This window comes from Burkholderia alba (genome assembly GCF_034721475.1).
Lineage (GTDB): Bacteria > Pseudomonadota > Gammaproteobacteria > Burkholderiales > Burkholderiaceae > Burkholderia > Burkholderia alba.
In genome coordinates this window covers 387,094-404,118 of the sequence record NZ_JAWJWL010000001.1, presented here as the reverse complement: position 1 = coordinate 404,118, position 17,025 = coordinate 387,094, and the positions used below count along the sequence as shown (strand labels likewise).

At 67.7% G+C, this 17,025-nt stretch carries 12 protein-coding genes; 5 read left to right on the top strand and 7 right to left on the bottom strand.

The features are described from left to right. The first annotated feature begins 255 nt into the window (after positions 1–255). Positions 256–1,815, top strand: coding sequence for a methyl-accepting chemotaxis protein (locus tag RZR99_RS01740; protein WP_323117990.1), 1,560 nt, complete (start codon positions 256–258; stop codon positions 1,813–1,815). Positions 1,816–1,935: 120 nt separating this feature from the next. Here RZR99_RS01740 and RZR99_RS01735 read toward each other — a convergent pair whose 3' ends face one another. Beyond that, a complete protein-coding gene (locus RZR99_RS01735) occupies positions 1,936–2,985 on the bottom strand; it encodes a hypothetical protein (protein WP_323117989.1) in 1,050 nt (349 codons plus the stop codon). Positions 2,986–3,084: 99 nt separating this feature from the next. Between RZR99_RS01735 and RZR99_RS01730 the strand changes: the two genes are divergently transcribed. The 3 genes from RZR99_RS01730 (at position 3,085) to RZR99_RS01720 (ending at position 6,863) form a co-directional block, all read left to right on the top strand. Continuing rightward, positions 3,085–4,851 (top strand): peptidoglycan D,D-transpeptidase FtsI family protein, encoded by a 1,767-nt coding sequence (locus RZR99_RS01730; RefSeq protein ID WP_323117988.1) that lies wholly within the window; start codon positions 3,085–3,087, stop codon positions 4,849–4,851. Positions 4,852–5,068: 217 nt separating this feature from the next. Further along, positions 5,069–6,070 carry an arabinose ABC transporter substrate-binding protein gene (locus RZR99_RS01725; protein ID WP_323117987.1) on the top strand — a complete coding sequence of 334 codons (1,002 nt, stop codon included), beginning with the start codon at positions 5,069–5,071 and terminating at the stop codon, positions 6,068–6,070. Positions 6,071–6,095: 25 nt separating this feature from the next. Next, the gene (locus RZR99_RS01720; RefSeq protein ID WP_323117986.1) at positions 6,096–6,863 is read left to right on the top strand and encodes an SDR family oxidoreductase; all 768 of its coding nucleotides are present in this window, start codon (positions 6,096–6,098) and stop codon (positions 6,861–6,863) included. A gap of 47 nt (positions 6,864–6,910) precedes the next feature. On the opposite strand, the gene RZR99_RS01715 is transcribed toward RZR99_RS01720, so the two are convergent. The 3 genes from RZR99_RS01715 to RZR99_RS01705 all read right to left on the bottom strand — a co-directional run bounded on the left by RZR99_RS01715 (position 6,911) and on the right by RZR99_RS01705 (position 11,310). After that, positions 6,911–7,882 carry a DUF535 family protein gene (locus RZR99_RS01715; protein ID WP_323117985.1) on the bottom strand — a complete coding sequence of 324 codons (972 nt, stop codon included), beginning with the start codon at positions 7,880–7,882 and terminating at the stop codon, positions 6,911–6,913. A 402-nt stretch (positions 7,883–8,284) separates the two neighbouring features. Further along, a complete protein-coding gene (locus RZR99_RS01710) occupies positions 8,285–10,012 on the bottom strand; it encodes a cation:proton antiporter domain-containing protein (RefSeq protein WP_323117984.1) in 1,728 nt (575 codons plus the stop codon). A 275-nt stretch (positions 10,013–10,287) separates the two neighbouring features. Then, a complete protein-coding gene (locus RZR99_RS01705) occupies positions 10,288–11,310 on the bottom strand; it encodes a GGDEF domain-containing protein (protein ID WP_407655390.1) in 1,023 nt (340 codons plus the stop codon). Between the two features lie 657 nt (positions 11,311–11,967). Between RZR99_RS01705 and RZR99_RS01700 the strand changes: the two genes are divergently transcribed. After that, the gene (locus RZR99_RS01700) at positions 11,968–12,561 is read left to right on the top strand and encodes an IMPACT family protein (protein ID WP_323117982.1); all 594 of its coding nucleotides are present in this window, start codon (positions 11,968–11,970) and stop codon (positions 12,559–12,561) included. Positions 12,562–12,636: 75 nt separating this feature from the next. On the opposite strand, the gene RZR99_RS01695 is transcribed toward RZR99_RS01700, so the two are convergent. Genes RZR99_RS01695 through RZR99_RS01685 form a run of 3 tightly spaced genes read right to left on the bottom strand, consistent with a single transcriptional unit; the run spans position 12,637 to position 16,860 of the window. Then, entirely contained in the window at positions 12,637–14,292 is a 1,656-nt protein-coding gene (locus tag RZR99_RS01695) for a GMC family oxidoreductase (protein WP_323117981.1), read from the bottom strand. A gap of 31 nt (positions 14,293–14,323) precedes the next feature. Then, on the bottom strand, positions 14,324–15,541 hold the full coding sequence (locus RZR99_RS01690) for a mandelate racemase/muconate lactonizing enzyme family protein (RefSeq protein WP_323117980.1): 1,218 nt from the start codon (positions 15,539–15,541) through the stop codon (positions 14,324–14,326). Further along, entirely contained in the window at positions 15,538–16,860 is a 1,323-nt protein-coding gene (locus RZR99_RS01685) for an MFS transporter (protein WP_323117979.1), read from the bottom strand. Before RZR99_RS01685 ends, RZR99_RS01690 begins: the two co-directional genes overlap by 4 nt. Between the last annotated feature and the right edge of the window lie 165 nt (positions 16,861–17,025).

Genomic DNA, 17,025 nt, shown 5'->3' with positions numbered 1-17,025 from the left:
AAGCCCGCCGGCCTCCATCGCGCGGCGTCCCCCGCCGGAATCCTCCTGGCGGCCCCTGCCTCCTCCATCCTTCGAGCCCGCCCCGAACCCAGCGCGGTGTCTCGACGCTCACTGCTCTGCGCCCCCTCCAGCCACGCGCCGGACTGATCTGTCGCCTAGGGATTTCCCCCCTGCGCACGTTTGCGCGGCCGGCCGACAAGTATTCATCCCCTTTCGCACTGCAGGTGCGAGCAAACCGACGACCGGCCGACCACCATGCGTACCCTGACTCTGAATCAAAAGCTCGCCTCGATGATCGTGGTTTTGTGGCTGGGCCTGTTATTGATCGGAGCATTGGGCGCGTGGCAAAACCGCGCGTCGATGATCTCGGACCGGCGCGACCAGCTGGCCGCGCTGATCGCCCAGGCGTACAACGTCACCGACCACTACTACAAGCTGTCGCAACAGAACGTGATGTCCGAAGCCGACGCGAAACGCGATGCGCTCGTCGCGATCGCGGCGATGCGCTACGGCCGGGACGGCTATATCTCGATCAACGATTCGAAGCCCGTGATCGTGATGCACCCGATCAAGACCGAGCTGAACGGCAAGGACGTGTCGGGCTTCGCCGATCCGACCGGCAAGCACCTGTTCGTCGAGATCGTCAAGGCGGGCAATCAGAGCAACGCCGGCGGCGTCGGCTACGTCGAATATCTGTGGCCGAAACCCGGTACCGACCGCGCGATGGAAAAAACCAGCGTGGTCCAGCGCTTCGCGCCGTGGGACTGGTATCTCGTCACCGGCATGTACATGGATGACGTGCAGGCCGCAGTGCTCGACAGCATCGGCCGCTGGTTCGCGATGACAGTGGTGCTCGGCGCGATCGCGACCTTCGTGATGGTGCTCGTGCTGCGCAGCGTGCGCCGCAGCCTCGGCGGCGATCTCGAGGCGGCCGTCGTCACCGCGCAGCGGATCGCGCAGGGAGACCTGACCGCGCAGGTCGAGGTCCGCGACGACGACCGTTCGAGCCTGCTGCACGCGTTGCACACGATGCAGGCCGGCCTGATCGACATGGTGTCGCGCGTGCGGCTCGGTACGGAAAACATCAACGTCGGCGCGACTGAGATCGCCGCGGGCAACACCGACCTGTCGCAGCGCACCGAGGAACAGGCGGCGGCGCTCGTGCAGACCGCGTCCAGCATGGACGAGATGACCGCCAACGTGCGGCAGAACGCCGACAGCGCGTCGCAGGCCGCCGAACTGGCCGATCAGGCGGCGCAGGTCGCGACGCGCGGCAGCGCGGTGGTGGACGACGTCGTGCGGACGATGGGTGCGATCACCGACAGTTCGACCAAGATCGGCGACATCATCGGCGTGATCGACGGCATCGCATTCCAGACCAATATCCTGGCGCTGAACGCGGCCGTCGAAGCCGCTCGGGCGGGCGAACAGGGGCGCGGCTTCGCGGTCGTCGCCCAGGAGGTTCGGTCGCTCGCGCAGCGCTCGGCCACCGCAGCGAAGGAAATCAAGACGCTGATCGAATCGTCGAACCAGACCGTCGGCCACGGCGCGTCGCTGGTCACGAACGCCGGCACGACGATGACGGAGATCGTGCAGTCGGTGAAGCGCGTCAACGAGATTCTCGAAGAGATCAGCCACGCGTCGCGCGAGCAGAGCGCGGGCATCGAGCAGGTGAATCGCGCGGTCGGCGAGATGGATCAGGTGACGCAGCAGAATGCGGCGCTCGTCGAGCAGGCGGCGGCCGCCGCGCATTCGCTGAAGGATCAGGCGGACGCGCTGCGCTCGGCGGTCACGCGCTTCGCGCTGCCCGTTTGACGGCGCGGCGGCGCGGACGGAGACACTACCGGTCCGGTTGAATGCGCCGCGGCGCGGGAGGGACCGTACCCGCGCTCGCGCCGCATGATGAGGACGTGCGGACGCCGATCGGGTACCGCTTCATCCGTCGGCCGCTCGGTAGCGGCGGCCGGGCTTTCCCTGCTTTCCCTGCTTTCCCTGCTTTCCCTGCTTTCCCTGCTTTCCCTGCTTTCCCTGCTTTCCCTGCTTTCCCTGCTTTCCCTGCTTTCCCTGCTTTCCCTGCTTTCCCTGCTTTCCCTGCTTTCCCTGCTTTCCCTGCTTTCCCTGCTTTCCCTGCTTTCCCTGCTTTCCCTGCTTTCCCTGCTTTCCCTGCTTTCCCTGCTTTCCCTGCTTTCCCTGCTTTCCCTGCTTTCCCTGCTTTCCCTGCTTTCCCTGCTTTCCCTGCTTTCCCTGCTTTCCCTGCTTTCCCTGCTTTCCCTGCTTTCCCTGCTTTCCCTGCTTTCCCTGCTTTCCCTGCTTTCCCTGCTTTCCCTGCTTTCCCTGCTTTCCCTGCTTTCCCTGCTTTCCCTGCTTTCCCTGCTTTCCCTGCTTTCCCTGCTTTCCCTGCTTTCCCTGCTTTCCCTGCTTTCCCTGCTTTCCCTGCTTTCCCTGCTTTCCCTGCTTTCCCTGCTTTCCCTGCTTTCCCTGCTTTCCCTGCTTTCCCTGCTTTCCCTGCTTTCCCTGCTTTCCCTGCTTTCCCTGCTTTCCCTGCTTTCCCTGCTTTCCCTGCTTTCCCTGCTTTCCCTGCTTTCCCTGCTTTCCCTGCTTTCCCTGCTTTCCCTGCTTTCCCTGCTTTCCCTGCTTTCCCTGCTTTCCCTGCTTTCCCTGCTTTCCCTGCTTTCCCTGCTTTCCCTGCTTTCCCTGCTTTCCCTGCTTTCCCTGCTTTCCCTGCTTTCCCTGCTTTCCCTGCTTTCCCTGCTTTCCCTGCTTTCCCTGCTTTCCCTGCTTTCCCTGCTTTCCCTGCTTTCCCTGCTTTCCCTGCTTTCCCTGCTTTCCCTGCTTTCCCCGCTGTCCCCGCTGTCCCCGCTGTCCCCGCTGTCCCCGCTGTCCCCGCTGTCCCCGCTGTCCCCGCTGTCCCCATTTTCCTGCCCCACCACCCCGCCAAACTGTCGGCCCTCCGCCACGATTTGACAGAGTTTTAAGCCAAATCATCCGAGTTCCGCACATCACGATTACGCATTTATTACAATCTCATTTTGTGAGTTCGCGTACCCTGCGGTCTCGTTTCCCGCCCGCTCTCCCGTCGCGCCCATGACCCTGAAGAAGAAATCGAAGTCGTCCGAACCTTACGTCGCCGTGGCGAAGAACCCGATGCTGTCGGCAAGCCTGCCGATGTGGCGCTCGAAGTTCATCGTGATCATCGTGTTCCTCGCGTTCGCCGCGCTGATCGCGCGCGCGTTCTGGGTGCAGATCGCGAACCAGGATTTCTACGCGAGCCAGGGACAGAAGCGCTATCAGCGCACGATCGGGCTGGATGCGATGCGCGGGCGCATCGTCGACCGCAACGGCGCGATGCTCGCCGTCAGCCTGGCCACCTACGAAATCTGGGCCAATCCGAAACAGGTGGGCGAAGCCGCGTACGCACCGCTCGCGAAGCTGCTCGACATGCCGCTCGCCGAACTCAAGCGACGCCTGGGCGGCGACCGCACGTTCGTGCTGCTCAAGCGCCAGATCGATCCGGAAACGGCCGGCCGCATCGACAAGCTCGGCATCGAAGGCGTCACGCAGATCGCCGATTCGAAGCGCTTTTATCCGGAGGGCGAATCGGCGGCGCACGTGGTCGGCTTCACCAATATCGAGGACCGCGGCCAGGAAGGCGTCGAACTGGCCGCGAACAGCCGCCTGCTGGGCACCGCCGGCCAGCGCGAGGTGATCCGCGACCGGCTCGGCCGGATCGTGTCCGATACCCGCCCGCTCGTGCCCGCGCAGCACGGCGCGACGATCGAACTGACGATCGACCGCCGGATCCAGCAGCTCGCGTACGCGCAGCTCAAATCGGCGATCGTCGCCAACAACGCGCAAGCCGGCAGCGTGGTCGTGCTCGACGCGCAGAACGGCGAGATTCTCGCGCTCGCGAACTACCCCACCTTCGACCCCAACGACCGCGCCCGCCTCACCGGCCAGCAGTTGCGCAACCGCGCGGTGATCGACACCTTCGAGCCGGGTTCGACGATCAAGCCGGTGGTCGTCGCGCTGTCGATCGACGAACGCAAGGTCGGCCCGCAGAGCATCATCAACACCGCGCCCGGCACCTACAAGATCGGCCCCGCCGTCATCCACGACACCTCGAACCACGGCTCGCTCACCGTCGCGCAGGCCTTGCAGAAATCGAGCAACATCGCGCTGGCGAAACTCGCGCTGAACCTGCCCGCCGAAACCATCTGGAACAAATACCAGGAATACGGCATCGGCCGCGCGCCGGAATTGACCTTCCCCGGCGTCGCGTCGGGCAAGCTGCGGCCCTACAAGCGCTGGCGGCCGATCGAGCAGGCGACGATGGCGTACGGCTACGGCCTGTCGATGTCGCTGCTGCAGATCGCGCAGGTCTATACCGCCTACGCGGGCGACGGCACGATACACCCTGTCTCCCTGCTCAAGGACGCAACCGACCAGCAGACCCTCGATGCGCACCGCGGCCATCGCGTGACGAGCGCGGCCACCGCCGCGTCGATCCGCTCGATGCTGGAGATGGCGGTCGGCGAAGGCGGCACCGGGCGCGCCGCGCGGGTCGACGGCTACCGGATCGGCGGCAAGACCGGCACCGCGCGCAAGCAGGTCGGCGCGTCGTATGCGAAGGGGAAATACCGCGCGCTGTTCGCGGGCATGGCGCCGATGAGCAATCCGCGCCTGATCGTCGCCGTGATGATCGACGAGCCGAGCGGCAAGGGCTACTACGGCGGCACGGTGGCCGGCCCGGTGTTCTCGGCCGTGACGAGCGGCTCGCTTCAACTGCTCGGCGTTCCGCCCGACGCGCCCGTCACGCCGCCGAAAGCCGCCGCCGCGAAACCCAAGGCCTGAGCCGGGCCGGCCACCCCGCTTCCCGCAGGCCGTCCGCTCCCCGAGCGCCGGCCTGCGCCGTCGGCATCGTCCCACTTTCTAGGATTGCCGCGCATTATTTGAGCGGCGGCTTTCCTCGCCCCTACAATCTCCCGCACGACGGACGCCGCGCAGGACGCCCGTCGGGCCGCTGCATGCGCCGTTCCATTCCAACACGAAGTGCGCAGGAGAGAGACACATGGGATTTCATTGGAGCAAGACCGTGCTGGCGGGCATTGCCGCCGGCCTCTGCCTGGCAGCCCCCGTCGCGGCCCGCGCCGACGATGCAGGCGCCGTCAAGATCGGCTTCATCGTCAAGCAACCCGACGATCCGTGGTTCCAGGACGAATGGCGCTTCGCCGAGCAGGCCGCGAAGGACAAGCATTTCACGCTGGTCAAGATCGCCGCGCCGAGCGGCGAGAAAGTCTCCACCGCGCTCGACAGCCTGGCCGCCCAAAAGGCGCAGGGCGTCATCATCTGCGCGCCCGACGTGAAGCTCGGGCCCGGCATCGTCGCGAAGGCGAAGCGCTACAACATGAAGCTGATGTCGGTCGACGACCAGCTCGTCGACGGCAAGGGCACGCCCATCGCCGGGGTGCCGCACATGGGCATTTCCGCTTACAAGATCGGTCAGCAGGTCGGCCAGGCGATCGCCGGCGAGACCAAGCGGCGCGGCTGGAATCCGAACGACGTCGGCATCATCCGGCTCGCGTACGACCAGTTGCCGACCGCCCGCGAGCGCACCACGGGCGCCGTCGACGCCTTGAAGGCGGCGGGTTTTCCGGTTGCGAACGTGATCGACGCGCCCGAGATGACCGCCGACACCGAAGGCGCGTTCAACGCGGCCAACATCGCGCTGATCAAGCACCCGAACTTCAAGCACTGGGTCGCGTTCGGCTCGAACGACGACACCACGGTCGGCGCCGTGCGGGCCGCCGAAGGACGCGGCATCGGCGCGGACAACATGGTGGCGGTCGGCATCAACGGCAGCCAGATCGCGCTGAACGAATTCGCGAAGCCGAAGCCCACCGGCTTCTACGGTTCGATCCTGCTCAATCCGCGCCAGCACGGCTACGAAACCTCGGTCAACATGTACGACTGGATCACGAAGAACCAGGCCCCGCCGCCCATCGTGCTGACGTCGGGCACGCTCATCACGCGCGACAACGAGAAGCAGGCCCGCGCATCGCTCGGCCTGTGAGCGGCCGGGCCGGCAAGGAACCGACATGACGATTCGCACCACCCTCATCACGGGCGCCGCCGGCGGCATCGGCCAGGCACTGACCCGCCACTTTCTCGCGGCGGGCGACCGCGTGCTCGCGCTCGATCGCGACGCAACCGCGCTGCTCGCGTTCGTCGCGTCGCTCGACAACGCCAATGCGGTTCCGGTCGTCGACGACCTGACCGACATCGACCGCCTGAAAGCCTCGCTCGCCGGGCATCCGGAGGCCGACGTGCTGGTCGCCAACGCGGGCACCGCCGCATCGACGACCTTGCGCGCCACGACGCCCGCGTCGTGGCGCACGGATCTCGACGCGAACCTGACCGCCACCTACCTGAGCGTCGAAGCCGTGCTGCCCGGCATGCTCGCGCGCAAGCGCGGCGCGATCACGATCGTCGGCTCGGTCAACGGCGTCAACGCGCTGGGGCATCCCGCCTACAGCGCGGCGAAGGCGGGCTTGATCAGCTATACGAAATCGCTCGCGATCGAGTACGGCCGTCACGGCGTGCGCGCGAACATCGTCTGCCCCGGCACCGTGAAGACGCCGGCGTGGGAGGCCCGCGTGAAGCAGAACCCGCAGGTGTTCGAGCAATTGCGCAAGTGGTATCCGCTCGACGATTTCGCGACGCCCGACGATGTCGCGGACGCGGCGCTCTTCCTGTCGTCGCCGGCCGCGCGGGTGATCACCGGCGTGATGCTGCCGGTGGACGGCGGCCTGCTCGCCGGCAACCGGGTGATGGCGCAGGAGCTGACGTTGGAGTCGTTCTACTGAAACGGTGAAACGGGCCGGCGGCGCGCGCAGACGGGACAGCGCGCGAGTCAGCAATCCCGTTGCCCTATCGACAGCGCAACCGTCTCCGCAATCTGCGCGGCAACGCTCGTCTTGAGCGCCTGCCGCTTGCGGCGCATCGCATTCCCCTGCCGGCCGGCCAGATCGAGCGCCGGCGGCGCGAGCACGAACCAGCCGTTCCACGACGTGAACGCGCCGTATTCGCGCGCCAGCCCGTCATAATCCGCGGACACCCGCGACTTGCGCAGCCAGTAGCGCCAGTTGGCATAGATATGCGCGCGCTTCGACACGATGAACGTCCCCCGGACATCCAGCGTCCGCGCGACGCATTGCGCCAGGTAGATCACCAGAAACTTGGGCCGCAGCCCGTGCCAGCGCTTCGTGAGCGCCCGGAACAGCTCGCGGCCGTTCACCGCCTTGCTCGGCCCCTGGACCGAGCCGATCCACATGCGCGGCCGGCACACCTTGCCGCCCAGGTAGGCGATGCTGAAAGTGCACGATACGACGCACCGATCCAGCGCGTCGCGAATGCACACGGTCCATTCGCCCTCCCGCTGGAAGCGTTCGGTCGATTCGAGCGACACGCTCCAATCTTCCGCCCCGACCGAGAATCGCGCGATTTGCGCGCGCCCCTCGGCGGCGATCCGGCTCGCGAGCAACGGCACCCGCTGCTGGACGAACGCGTAGTGGTCGAGGCTCGCGGCAAGCCGTTCGTGCGGGCCGAAGGCCGCGTGCAGGAACGGCCGGTGCATGCGTTCGAGCGTGCTGGGATGGCGCCGGACCAGATCGAGCAGCGGCGCCGTCGTGCAACGCTTCAGCCAGACCGAGGTGGCGCGCCAGCACACCAGCGAACGCAGCCAGAAGCGCATGCGCCGCCAGCGATGGAGCCGGCTCGATTCCGGATAGATCGTGTAGCCCGCCCGGCGAACCGTCGCGCACGAATCCAGCAAGGCGCCGAGCCACTGCATGCCCGCGCCGCGCCATCCCGTGGTGAAAAACATGCTGGCGACCTCCTTCCGTATCTCGAATCCGCGCAGGTTAGCAACCCCCATGGCGCTTCGATGTCGAATTACGTCGACATTTGCCGAGTGTTGTGAGGGGGAAGGAGATGGCCTGAACGGAGGAGATGGCCGGGGTGGCGCCGGCGGCCTGAACGGCCGGAACGGAATCCGGCCCCACCGCGCTCGGAAGCCGCGACGCTCAACCGGCGGCCCCGCGCAGGCCGGTCCGGGCGCGCCGGACGGCCTGCAGCGCTCAAGCAGAGCGGGCCGCTCGTCCCGCAGCCCGAAGCGGCGGCCGGATGGCCGGCCGGCGGCGGGGCCACGCGAGTGCGTCGCTTTCAATACAAAATCATGACAACCTGCACATTCCTCGACAGGCCCGCGACGCGGGCCGCCGAGCCGTCAGTGCGCGGCGGCCCCTTGCGCGCGCGGCCCCATCCGCGACAGCACATGCTCGGTCATCCCGCGCGCCAGTTCGGTCTCGCCGACGAAGACCGTGCCCATGCCTTCGTTGACGAGCAGCGACGCCTCGTCGTCGCTGTTGGTGCACAGCGCGATCTCGATCGCCGGGTTCAGCGTGCGCGAAATCTCCACGATCTGCCGCACGTCGAACACGTCGGGCAGCGTGACGACCAGCATGCCCGCCCGCGCGATATGGGCCTGCACCAGCACGATCGGCTCGATCGCATCGCCCGACACCGCCGCGATGCCGTCCGCGCGCAGCTTCTCGACGGTCTCGCGGTTCTGTTCGACCACCACGTACGCGGTGCCGCGTTCGCCGAGCGCCTGCGCGATCCGGGTGCCTACCCGGCCGTAGCCGACGATCACGACCTGCCCCGTCAGATGCGTTTGCGGCGTGGACATCGGCAACGCGGCCAGCGGATCGTCGCGCGATTCGAGCCGGCGCGCGAACGCCGAATGCTTGCGGATCCACACGAGCGCGGGCTCGATGGCCGCGAACAGCAAGGTGTTCATCGCGATCGAGATCAGCGCCACCGCGAGAATCAGGCTCTGCCCTTCGGCCGACAGCAGATCGAGGCTGCGGCCGAGGCTCGCGAGAATGAACGAGAACTCACCGATCTGAGCGAGGCCCGCGCCCACCGTCAACGCGGTATTGAGCGGATAGCGGAACGCGAGCACCAGCGCGACGGCCGCCAGCGTCTTGCCGACCACGACGATCGCCGCCACCTCGAGCACGTGCAGCGGTTCGTTGATGAGGATGCCCGGATCGAACAGCATGCCGACCGAGATGAAGAACAGCACCGAGAACGCGTCGCGCAGCGGCAGCGTTTCGTCGGCGGCGCGCCGGCTGAACTCCGACTCGCGCATCATCATCCCGGCGAAGAACGCGCCGAGTGCGAACGACACGTCGAACAGCTTGGCCGCGCCGAACGCGACGCCGACCGCCGCCGCGATCATGCACAGCGTGAACAGCTCGCGCGATCCGGTGCGGGCGACGAGCCACAGGATGCGCGGAAACACCCGCTTGCCGACCACCAGCATCAGCGCGATGAACGCGCCGACCTTGAGCAGCGTCACGCCGAGCGTGCCCCACAGGCCGCCGGACGCCGCGACGCCGTGCGCTTCGCCGGGCGGCGAACCGCCGAGCAGGCCGGCGAGCGGCGGCAGCAGCACCAGCACGAGCACCATCACCAGATCCTCGACGACCAGCCAGCCGACCGCGATCCGGCCGTTCACCGATTCGATCAGCCCGCGCCCTTCCAGCGCGCGCAGCAGCACCACCGTACTGGCCACCGACAGCGCCAGCCCGAACACCAGCGCACCGCCGACATTCCAGCCCCACAGCAGCGCGAGCCCGCCGCCGAGCACGGTCGCGACCGCGATCTGCACGATCGCGCCCGGCAGCGCGATCTTGCGCACCGCGAGCAGATCGCCGAGCGAGAAATGCAGCCCGACGCCGAACATCAGCAGCATCACGCCGATTTCGGCGAGTTGCTGGGCGAGCGCCAGATCGCCGACGAAGCCGGGCGTGCCGGGTCCGATCACGATACCCGCGAGCAGATAACCGACCAGCGGCGGCATTTTCAGCAGCGAGGCCAGGTAACCAAAGATCATCGCGAGGCCGAAACCGGCCGCGAGCAACGCAATCAGGCTGACGTCATGAGGCATCCGCGCTCCATTTCACTGTAATATTTTAGTAAGCTGACAAGGATAAGGGATCAGCGCGACAAATGCGCGGACGAACGAAAATAACCGCCCGTTCCGGCCGCCCCGCCACGATATGATCCGGCCCCGGCGGCTTGGGTGCGCGCCGCGCGGGCGTCGGCCGCCGCGGTGCGCCGGACAGAGATCGGCTCGGGATGGCGCGACGAGACGTGAGCGCGACGTGAGCGAGACGTGAGCGAGACGTGGCTCCACGTATCGAGCCACCGCGCCGGGCGTCGTCAGGCGAACTCGACCCGGTCGCGCCCATGGTGTTTCGCCCGGTACATCGCCGCGTCGGCCGCGTCGAGCAGCCCGGCGATCACGCTCGCCGCGTCCGCCGGCTCGTCGACGGTGCGCACCGAGACGCCGATCGACACCGTCACGCGCAGCGCGACCCCGCGTTCGTCGCGCACGTCGAGCGCGGCGACGGCCCGCCGGACCCGCTCGGCCACCGCCGCCGCCTCGGGGCGGGCGGTCCGCAGCAGCAGCACGGCAAACTCCTCCCCGCCGTGGCGCACCAGCGTATCTCCGGCCCGCAGCTGCGAGCGCGCGCACTGCGCGACCGCCACCAGGACGCGATCGCCGATTGCGTGGCCGTGCGCGTCGTTGATCTGCTTGAAGCGGTCGATGTCGAAGAACAGGCAGGCAATCGCGTCATGCCGGCGCGCCGCGCGCCAGACCGCCGTGCGCACCCGCTCGTCGAAACAGCGGCGGTTCGCGAGCCCGGTCAATGCATCGGTCATGCCGACGCGCTGCAGGCGTTCGCGGTGCGCGACGTTGTCCAGGCTTGCGGCCGCGATGCGCGCGAACCGTTCGAGCAGATCGGTGGCCATGCCGGGGGCGAAGCGGTCTGCATCCCGGCTGCCGAGACACAGGCAGCCGATCACGCGCGTGGCCGGCTCGTCGCCGAGCCGCAACGGCAACACGATCGCGCTGGCGACCTGCGCCGCCGCGCCGAACGCCGCATCGCCCCACTCGCGCGGCGCGCCCAGCCAGGGGGCGCCCTGGGCGGTCAGCCGCAGCAACTGCGCGCCGAGGTCGGGATCCGAGGAAACGTCGGGATGCGACCCGCCTTCGGCGATCTCGACGGCAAGCGGCTCCGCGCGATCGAGCCACAAACGCACGGCGTCGAGCGTGAATTCCGTCGGCAGGCGCTTGAACAGCGCCCCGGCGAACACGGCCAGCCCCTGCGCGCCGATCAGCGCGAGTTCGATGTCCTGGAACCGGCGCAGCGTGCGCTCGTTGCGCTGGACGGTATCCACCAAGGAGCGAACCTGGGTCTGAAGGAACAGGGGATCGGAATAGGCCACGTTGCGCGATAGGAATGCGCGAGCGGTCACGGCGCTCGACAGCCGGGATATCGGCCTCGCGCGTCGGAGCTTGAGGGCGGAGAGCGGCTTTTCGGCGAATGGACGGGTACGCCGGCTTCCAGCGCCCGCGACTCGGGTCGCCATGCGCGCTCGGCCCGGCGCCCGCCCAGTCCCGCCGCGCCGCGCCGCGCCAGAATGCGGTGCCGAAGCGCGCGGCGATCCGGAACGGACTGCGCCGGAGGCCCCGTCCGGGACGGCCTGCCCGGATTCATCCGCCTGCGATTGGCGGCTCGGGACAGCCCGATCGGCGCGCTCGTTCGAAAGGGGCCGCTTGCGATCCCCCGTTCGGGGTCGCTCGTCCGGGATGGCCTGCCCATGCCGTCCCGCGCGAAATGGACTGAGCGGAATACATTCGCATGAACTGTTTCGCGCGGAACAACACGACCGGATCCGCCCTCGCCATCCCGAGCAGCGGCATCGCCCGCGCCGCGACGCGCGCCTCGTCCGACACGCGGCGCCGCGCACGCGGTGCGCTACCATGTCGGCTGCAAGCGGTTGCCGTGCCGCCCTCCGCCCGCCCCGACCCATCGACTTTTCCGGTTCGCCGTTTTGCCCACCTTCACCCTGCCCGCCGCCGTCAGCGCGGAACTCGACATCCGCAAGAGCCGTTTCATCGCCCATGCGATCCCCGTCGCCGATCGCGATGCGGCGATGGCCGCCCTGCAGCAGCTGCGCGCCGAGCATCCCACCGCGACCCACGTGTGCTGGGCGCTGCTGGCGGGCGGTCAATCCGGCATGTCCGACGACGGCGAGCCGTCCGGCACCGCCGGCCGGCCGATCCTGGAAGTGCTGCGCCATCACGATCTCGACGGCGTGCTCGCGGCGGTGGTCCGCTATTACGGCGGCGTGAAGCTCGGCGCGGGCGGCCTGGTGCGCGCCTACACCGACGCGATCGCGGCGGCGCTGCTCGGCGCGGAACGCGTCGAACGGATCGCGCAGACGCGTCTCGCCATCGAGATGAGCTATCCGGACGAAGCGCGGGTGCGTCGCTGGATCGAACAGGAAGGCTTCGAACTCGTCGACAGCGCGTATGCGATGACGGTCCGGCTCGTGATCCGCCTGCCCGCGACCGCGGAGGACGCGGCGCGCGCCGCGGTATTCGACATCACGCAAGGGCGCGCGGGGTTTCCCTCGTTCGAATGACGCGCCGCGCGGCCGGGCGCGACCCGCACGCTGCGTTGCCGGCCACGCGCGGCCCCCCGAAGCGATCGCGCCCGCTCAGGCATGCGCCGCTTCTCTCGCGCGTTGCGATGCCGACGCGGCGGCATCCTCCAGGATCAGATCCGCGCCCTTCTCCGCGACCATCATCGTCGGCGCGTTGATGTTGCCCGACGTGATGTTCGGAAATACCGACGCGTCGACCACCCGCACCCCGTCCAGCCCATGCACCCTGAGCCGCGCATCGACCACCGCCGTGCGCGGATCCGGCCCCATCGCGCACGACCCGCACAGGTGATAGATCGACCCCGACTGCTCGCGGAAGTACTGCAGCAGCGCCTCGTCGCTCGCGATCCGCGGGCCGGGCGAAATCTCCTCGACCGTCATCGCCTTCAGCGCCGGCGCCTGCATCAGCCGGCGGATCAGCTTGCTGCCCTGCACGGCCTCGTCCAGATCCTTCCGGGTCGTCAAAGCGTCGATGCGGATCCGCGCCGCGTCCTCCACGCGATCCGACGCGATCTCGATCGAGCCCCGACTGGTCGGCCGGCACGGATTGAATGCGATCAGGAATCCCGAATACGGCTCGGGCTTGATGCTCGCGCGGTCGCTCTTCGGAATCCGGTACGACAACGGATTGAAATACAGCTGCAGGTTCGGCAGGTCCGCCTCCGGCGCGCCCCGGAAGAAGCCGCCCGCCTGATTGACACTCATCGCGAGCGGTCCGCGCCGGGTCAACAGGTAACGCAGGCCGATCTTCAGCTTGCCGAACAGCGTGCCCATCTCGTCGTTGAGGGTTGGACGGTTCGCCTTGAAGTAGAAACTCACGCACAGATGATCCTGCAGGTTGCGGCCGACGGCGGGCAACGCATGCACGAGCGGCACGCCGTGACGGGCGAGCAGCGCGGCGTCGCCGACGCCCGACAGCTGCAGCAGCTTGGGGGTATCCACCGCCCCGGCCGCCAGGATCACCTCGCGCGCGGCGTCGAGCGTCTGCTCGCGGCCTGCGTGCGTCACGACGACCCCGGTCGCCTGCTTGCCGTCGAAGCGCAAGCGCCGCACCAGCGCGTCGGACATCACGGTCAGGTTCGGCCGCGAGCGCGCCGGTCGCAGATAGGCGACGCTGCTCGAACAGCGCTCGCCGTGCCGGGTGTTCAGATCGTAGATGCCCGCGCCGTCGAACCGCGCGCCGTTGAAATCGTCGGTGCGCGGCAGTTGCAGTTCCTCGCAGCCCTTCAGGAACTGGTGGACGATCGGATGCACGTCCGCCTTCATCGAGGTGATGTGGATCGGCCCCGACGCGCCGTGCAGATGCGGTTCGGCCGCGCCTTGCGGATGCGTTTCGAGCTTGCGGAAATACGGCAGCACGTCGTCGTAGCTCCAGCCGGGGTTGCCCGCCGCCGCCCAGTCGTCGAAGTCGGCGCGCTGCCCGCGCACGTAGACCATCGCGTTGATCGACCCCGACCCGCCCACCACCTTGCCGCGCGGACAGTACAGCCGGCGCTCCGCGAGCTGCGGCTCCGGCTCGCTGTAGTACATCCAGTTGTAGGTGCGGTTGTAGTAGGTCTTCGTGAAGCCGACCGGCACCTTGAACCAGAACGAGCGGTCCTGGCCGCCCGCCTCGATCAGCAGAACCGTATGGCGCCCCGACTCCGTCAGCCGGTTCGCGAGAATGCAGCCCGCCGAGCCCGCGCCGACGATGATGTAATCGTATTTCATGACTTGCTTCCTGCTGGTTCGTCGGGTCGCGTCAGCCTTTGGCCGGCGACAGGTCTTTCACGTCGACGGGCCGCGCGCCCATCTGCAGATGCAGGCGTTCGCCCGTGTAGGGCGCATGGCGGCGCACGACGTCCATGTTCAGTTCGATGCCGAGGCCCGGCTCGCTCGACGGGATGATGTAGCCGTCCTCCCAGCGGATCGGCGTCTTGACGACCTCCGCATGGAAGCCGCCCCAGGTCATGATGCTTTCCTGGATCAGGAAGTTCGGCGTGCAGGCGGCAAGCTGGATGCTGGCCGCCGCGCCGACCGGACCGTTGTACAGATGCGGCGCGATCTGCGCGTAATGCACCTCGGCGAGGCTCGCGATCTTCTTCGCCTCGAGCAGCCCGCCGACCCGGCCGACGTTCATCTGCAGGATCGACGCGCCGCCCGCCTGCAGCAGCTTCGCGAATTCGTACTTGGTGGTCAGGCGCTCGCCGGTCGCGATCGGAATCGACGTCTTCCTCGCGACCTCGGCGATCGCGTCCTCCTGGCCGGGCGGCACCGGCTCCTCGAACCACAGCGGATCGTATTTCTCGAGCCGCTTCGCGAGCCGGATCGCCGACGACGGCACCATCTGCCCGTGCGTGCCGAACAGCAGATCCGCGCGGCTGCCGACCGCCTCGCGCACCTTCCGGCAGAACGTCTCGCAGCGGTCGAGCACCTCGAGCGACAGCTGGTGCCCCGAATACGCGGTGTACGGCCCCGCCGGATCGAACTTCACCGCGGTAAAGCCGAGCTGCACGTTCTCGGCCGCGCACTCGGCGGCGAGATCCGGATCGTCGTAGTCGTACTCGCCGCGCGCGTTCTTCGGATACAGATACGTGTACGAGCGCAGCCGCTCATGCACCCTGCCGCCCAGCAGCTCGTACACGGGTTTGCCGGCCGCCTTGCCGACGATGTCCCAGCACGCCATCTCGAGGCCGCTCGCGACGCCCATCATCGTCAGGTCCGGCCGCTGCGTGAAGCCGCTCGAATAGGTTTCGCGGAAGAAGCGCTCGACGTGATGCGGATCGTGATTCAGCAGATAGCGTTCGAACACGTCCTCGATGATCGGCGCCATCGCCTTCGGATGGAAGGTGGCCGCATAGATCTCGCCGACGCCTTCGATGCCGTCGTCGGTCCTGAGCGTCACGAAGATCCAGTACATCCCGCCGATATGCGGCGGCGGAACGGCGACGATATGGGTTTCGAGCGAGACGATCTTCATGACGATTCCTGGTTGCGGTGGAGACGAAGCCTGAGCGCGACGGCCGCCCCCGCGCCGCACAGCGCGACGGCGGCGATGTAGCCGAAATAGAGCTGATAGCCGGGCGCGCCGGGGAAGTTCTGCGTGAGATAGCCGTTGATCAGCGGCAGGAACACGTCCGGCGAATAGCCGAGCACGGAGATCAGGCCGATCGCGAGTCCCGCGCAGTGCAGCGGCACCTTGCAATCGTCGAGCAGCGACCAGTACAGGCCGCGCACCGCGTAGGTCAGCACGCCGATGAACAGCACCAGCACGACCAGCAGCGCCTGCGGGCTGTGCGGCGGCGCGACGATCAGGCCGCCCAGCGACAGCGCGGCCAGCGCGAGCGCGCCGATCAGCACGTTGACCTTCGACAGGCGGTCGCCGAGATAGCCGCCGCCGATGCCGCCGATCGGCCGCATCCAGAGCTTCAGCGTCGTGATGAAGCCCGCCGCCGTCGCGGTCAGCCCGAAATTGCCTTCGTGCAGGTACGCGGAGAAGCTGTAGGTCGCCCAGAACACCTGATAGCCGCAGAACACGATCGCGGTGACGAGCCACAGCTCGGGAATCCTCGCGAGCGTCTTGAGGTCGGCCAGCACGGTGTTGCGCCGCGCCGCGTCCGCCTTCGCGCGGCCGAGGCGCGCCTGCGGATCCTTCACCAGCGCGAGCAGCAGGCCGAGTCCGATGCAGGTGAACGAATACAGATGCACGACCAGGCTGAAGCCGGCGGCGTCAGAGCCGCGACGCGTTTGCGTGACGTAGGCGAACAGCGTGATCGCGATCGTCGCGAGCAGCGCCTCGACCAGCCCGCGTCCGCCGTCGAGCAGACCGAAGAAGCGACCCTGCTCGTCCGGCCCGGCGATCATGTTGACCCGCTTGATGACGGCCGCCCAGAACGTCAGTCCGGTCGACAGCCCCCAGCCGCCGAAGATCGCCAGCAGCACGGGGAACGGCGGCGCGCTCGCGTAGATCAGGCCGAGGAGGCCCGTCGCGAGCAGCGAAAAGCAGATCAGATAGCGCGGCGACAGGCGATCGGCGAGCCAGCCGCTCGGCAGATAGCTGATCAGGAAGATCGTGCCGAGCGACGAATACAGATAGCCGAGCTGCACATCGTCGATCCGGAAGAATTCGAGCATCGTCGGCTGATACACCTGCCGCAGATACAGCATCGGGTAGATCGCGCCCGCCGCGATCACGAGCAGCAGCAGCTGCAGGTAGCGCTGCATGCGGGTGCCGCCCGGCGCGGCGGTTTCCGCGGGCGACGCCAGGCTTGACGATTGCGTCGTCGGGGTCGTGGTCATACTGTTCTCCTGAGAGAATCGCTCGCGTCGGCCAGCGTCTCCAAACGTTCTTATTGATCGAGTAGGCATTCGAACCGGCGCGCGCCCTCCGAATGCCGCGCGCCGTACTGCCGGCTACTGCCTGTTTTGCCGTGAAAAACTGCGAAAGACCGGGGAACCGAAAGA

Coding starts and splice junctions, on each gene's coding strand:
- RZR99_RS01740 (WP_323117990.1), top strand. CDS start 256: ATGCGTACCCTGACTCTGAATCAAAAGCTCGCCTCGATGATCGTGGTT.
- RZR99_RS01735 (WP_323117989.1), bottom strand. CDS start 2,985: ATGATTTGGCTTAAAACTCTGTCAAATCGTGGCGGAGGGCCGACAGTT.
- RZR99_RS01730 (WP_323117988.1), top strand. CDS start 3,085: ATGACCCTGAAGAAGAAATCGAAGTCGTCCGAACCTTACGTCGCCGTG.
- RZR99_RS01725 (WP_323117987.1), top strand. CDS start 5,069: ATGGGATTTCATTGGAGCAAGACCGTGCTGGCGGGCATTGCCGCCGGC.
- RZR99_RS01720 (WP_323117986.1), top strand. CDS start 6,096: ATGACGATTCGCACCACCCTCATCACGGGCGCCGCCGGCGGCATCGGC.
- RZR99_RS01715 (WP_323117985.1), bottom strand. CDS start 7,882: ATGTTTTTCACCACGGGATGGCGCGGCGCGGGCATGCAGTGGCTCGGC.
- RZR99_RS01710 (WP_323117984.1), bottom strand. CDS start 10,012: ATGCCTCATGACGTCAGCCTGATTGCGTTGCTCGCGGCCGGTTTCGGC.
- RZR99_RS01695 (WP_323117981.1), bottom strand. CDS start 14,292: ATGAAATACGATTACATCATCGTCGGCGCGGGCTCGGCGGGCTGCATT.
- RZR99_RS01690 (WP_323117980.1), bottom strand. CDS start 15,541: ATGAAGATCGTCTCGCTCGAAACCCATATCGTCGCCGTTCCGCCGCCG.
- RZR99_RS01685 (WP_323117979.1), bottom strand. CDS start 16,860: ATGACCACGACCCCGACGACGCAATCGTCAAGCCTGGCGTCGCCCGCG.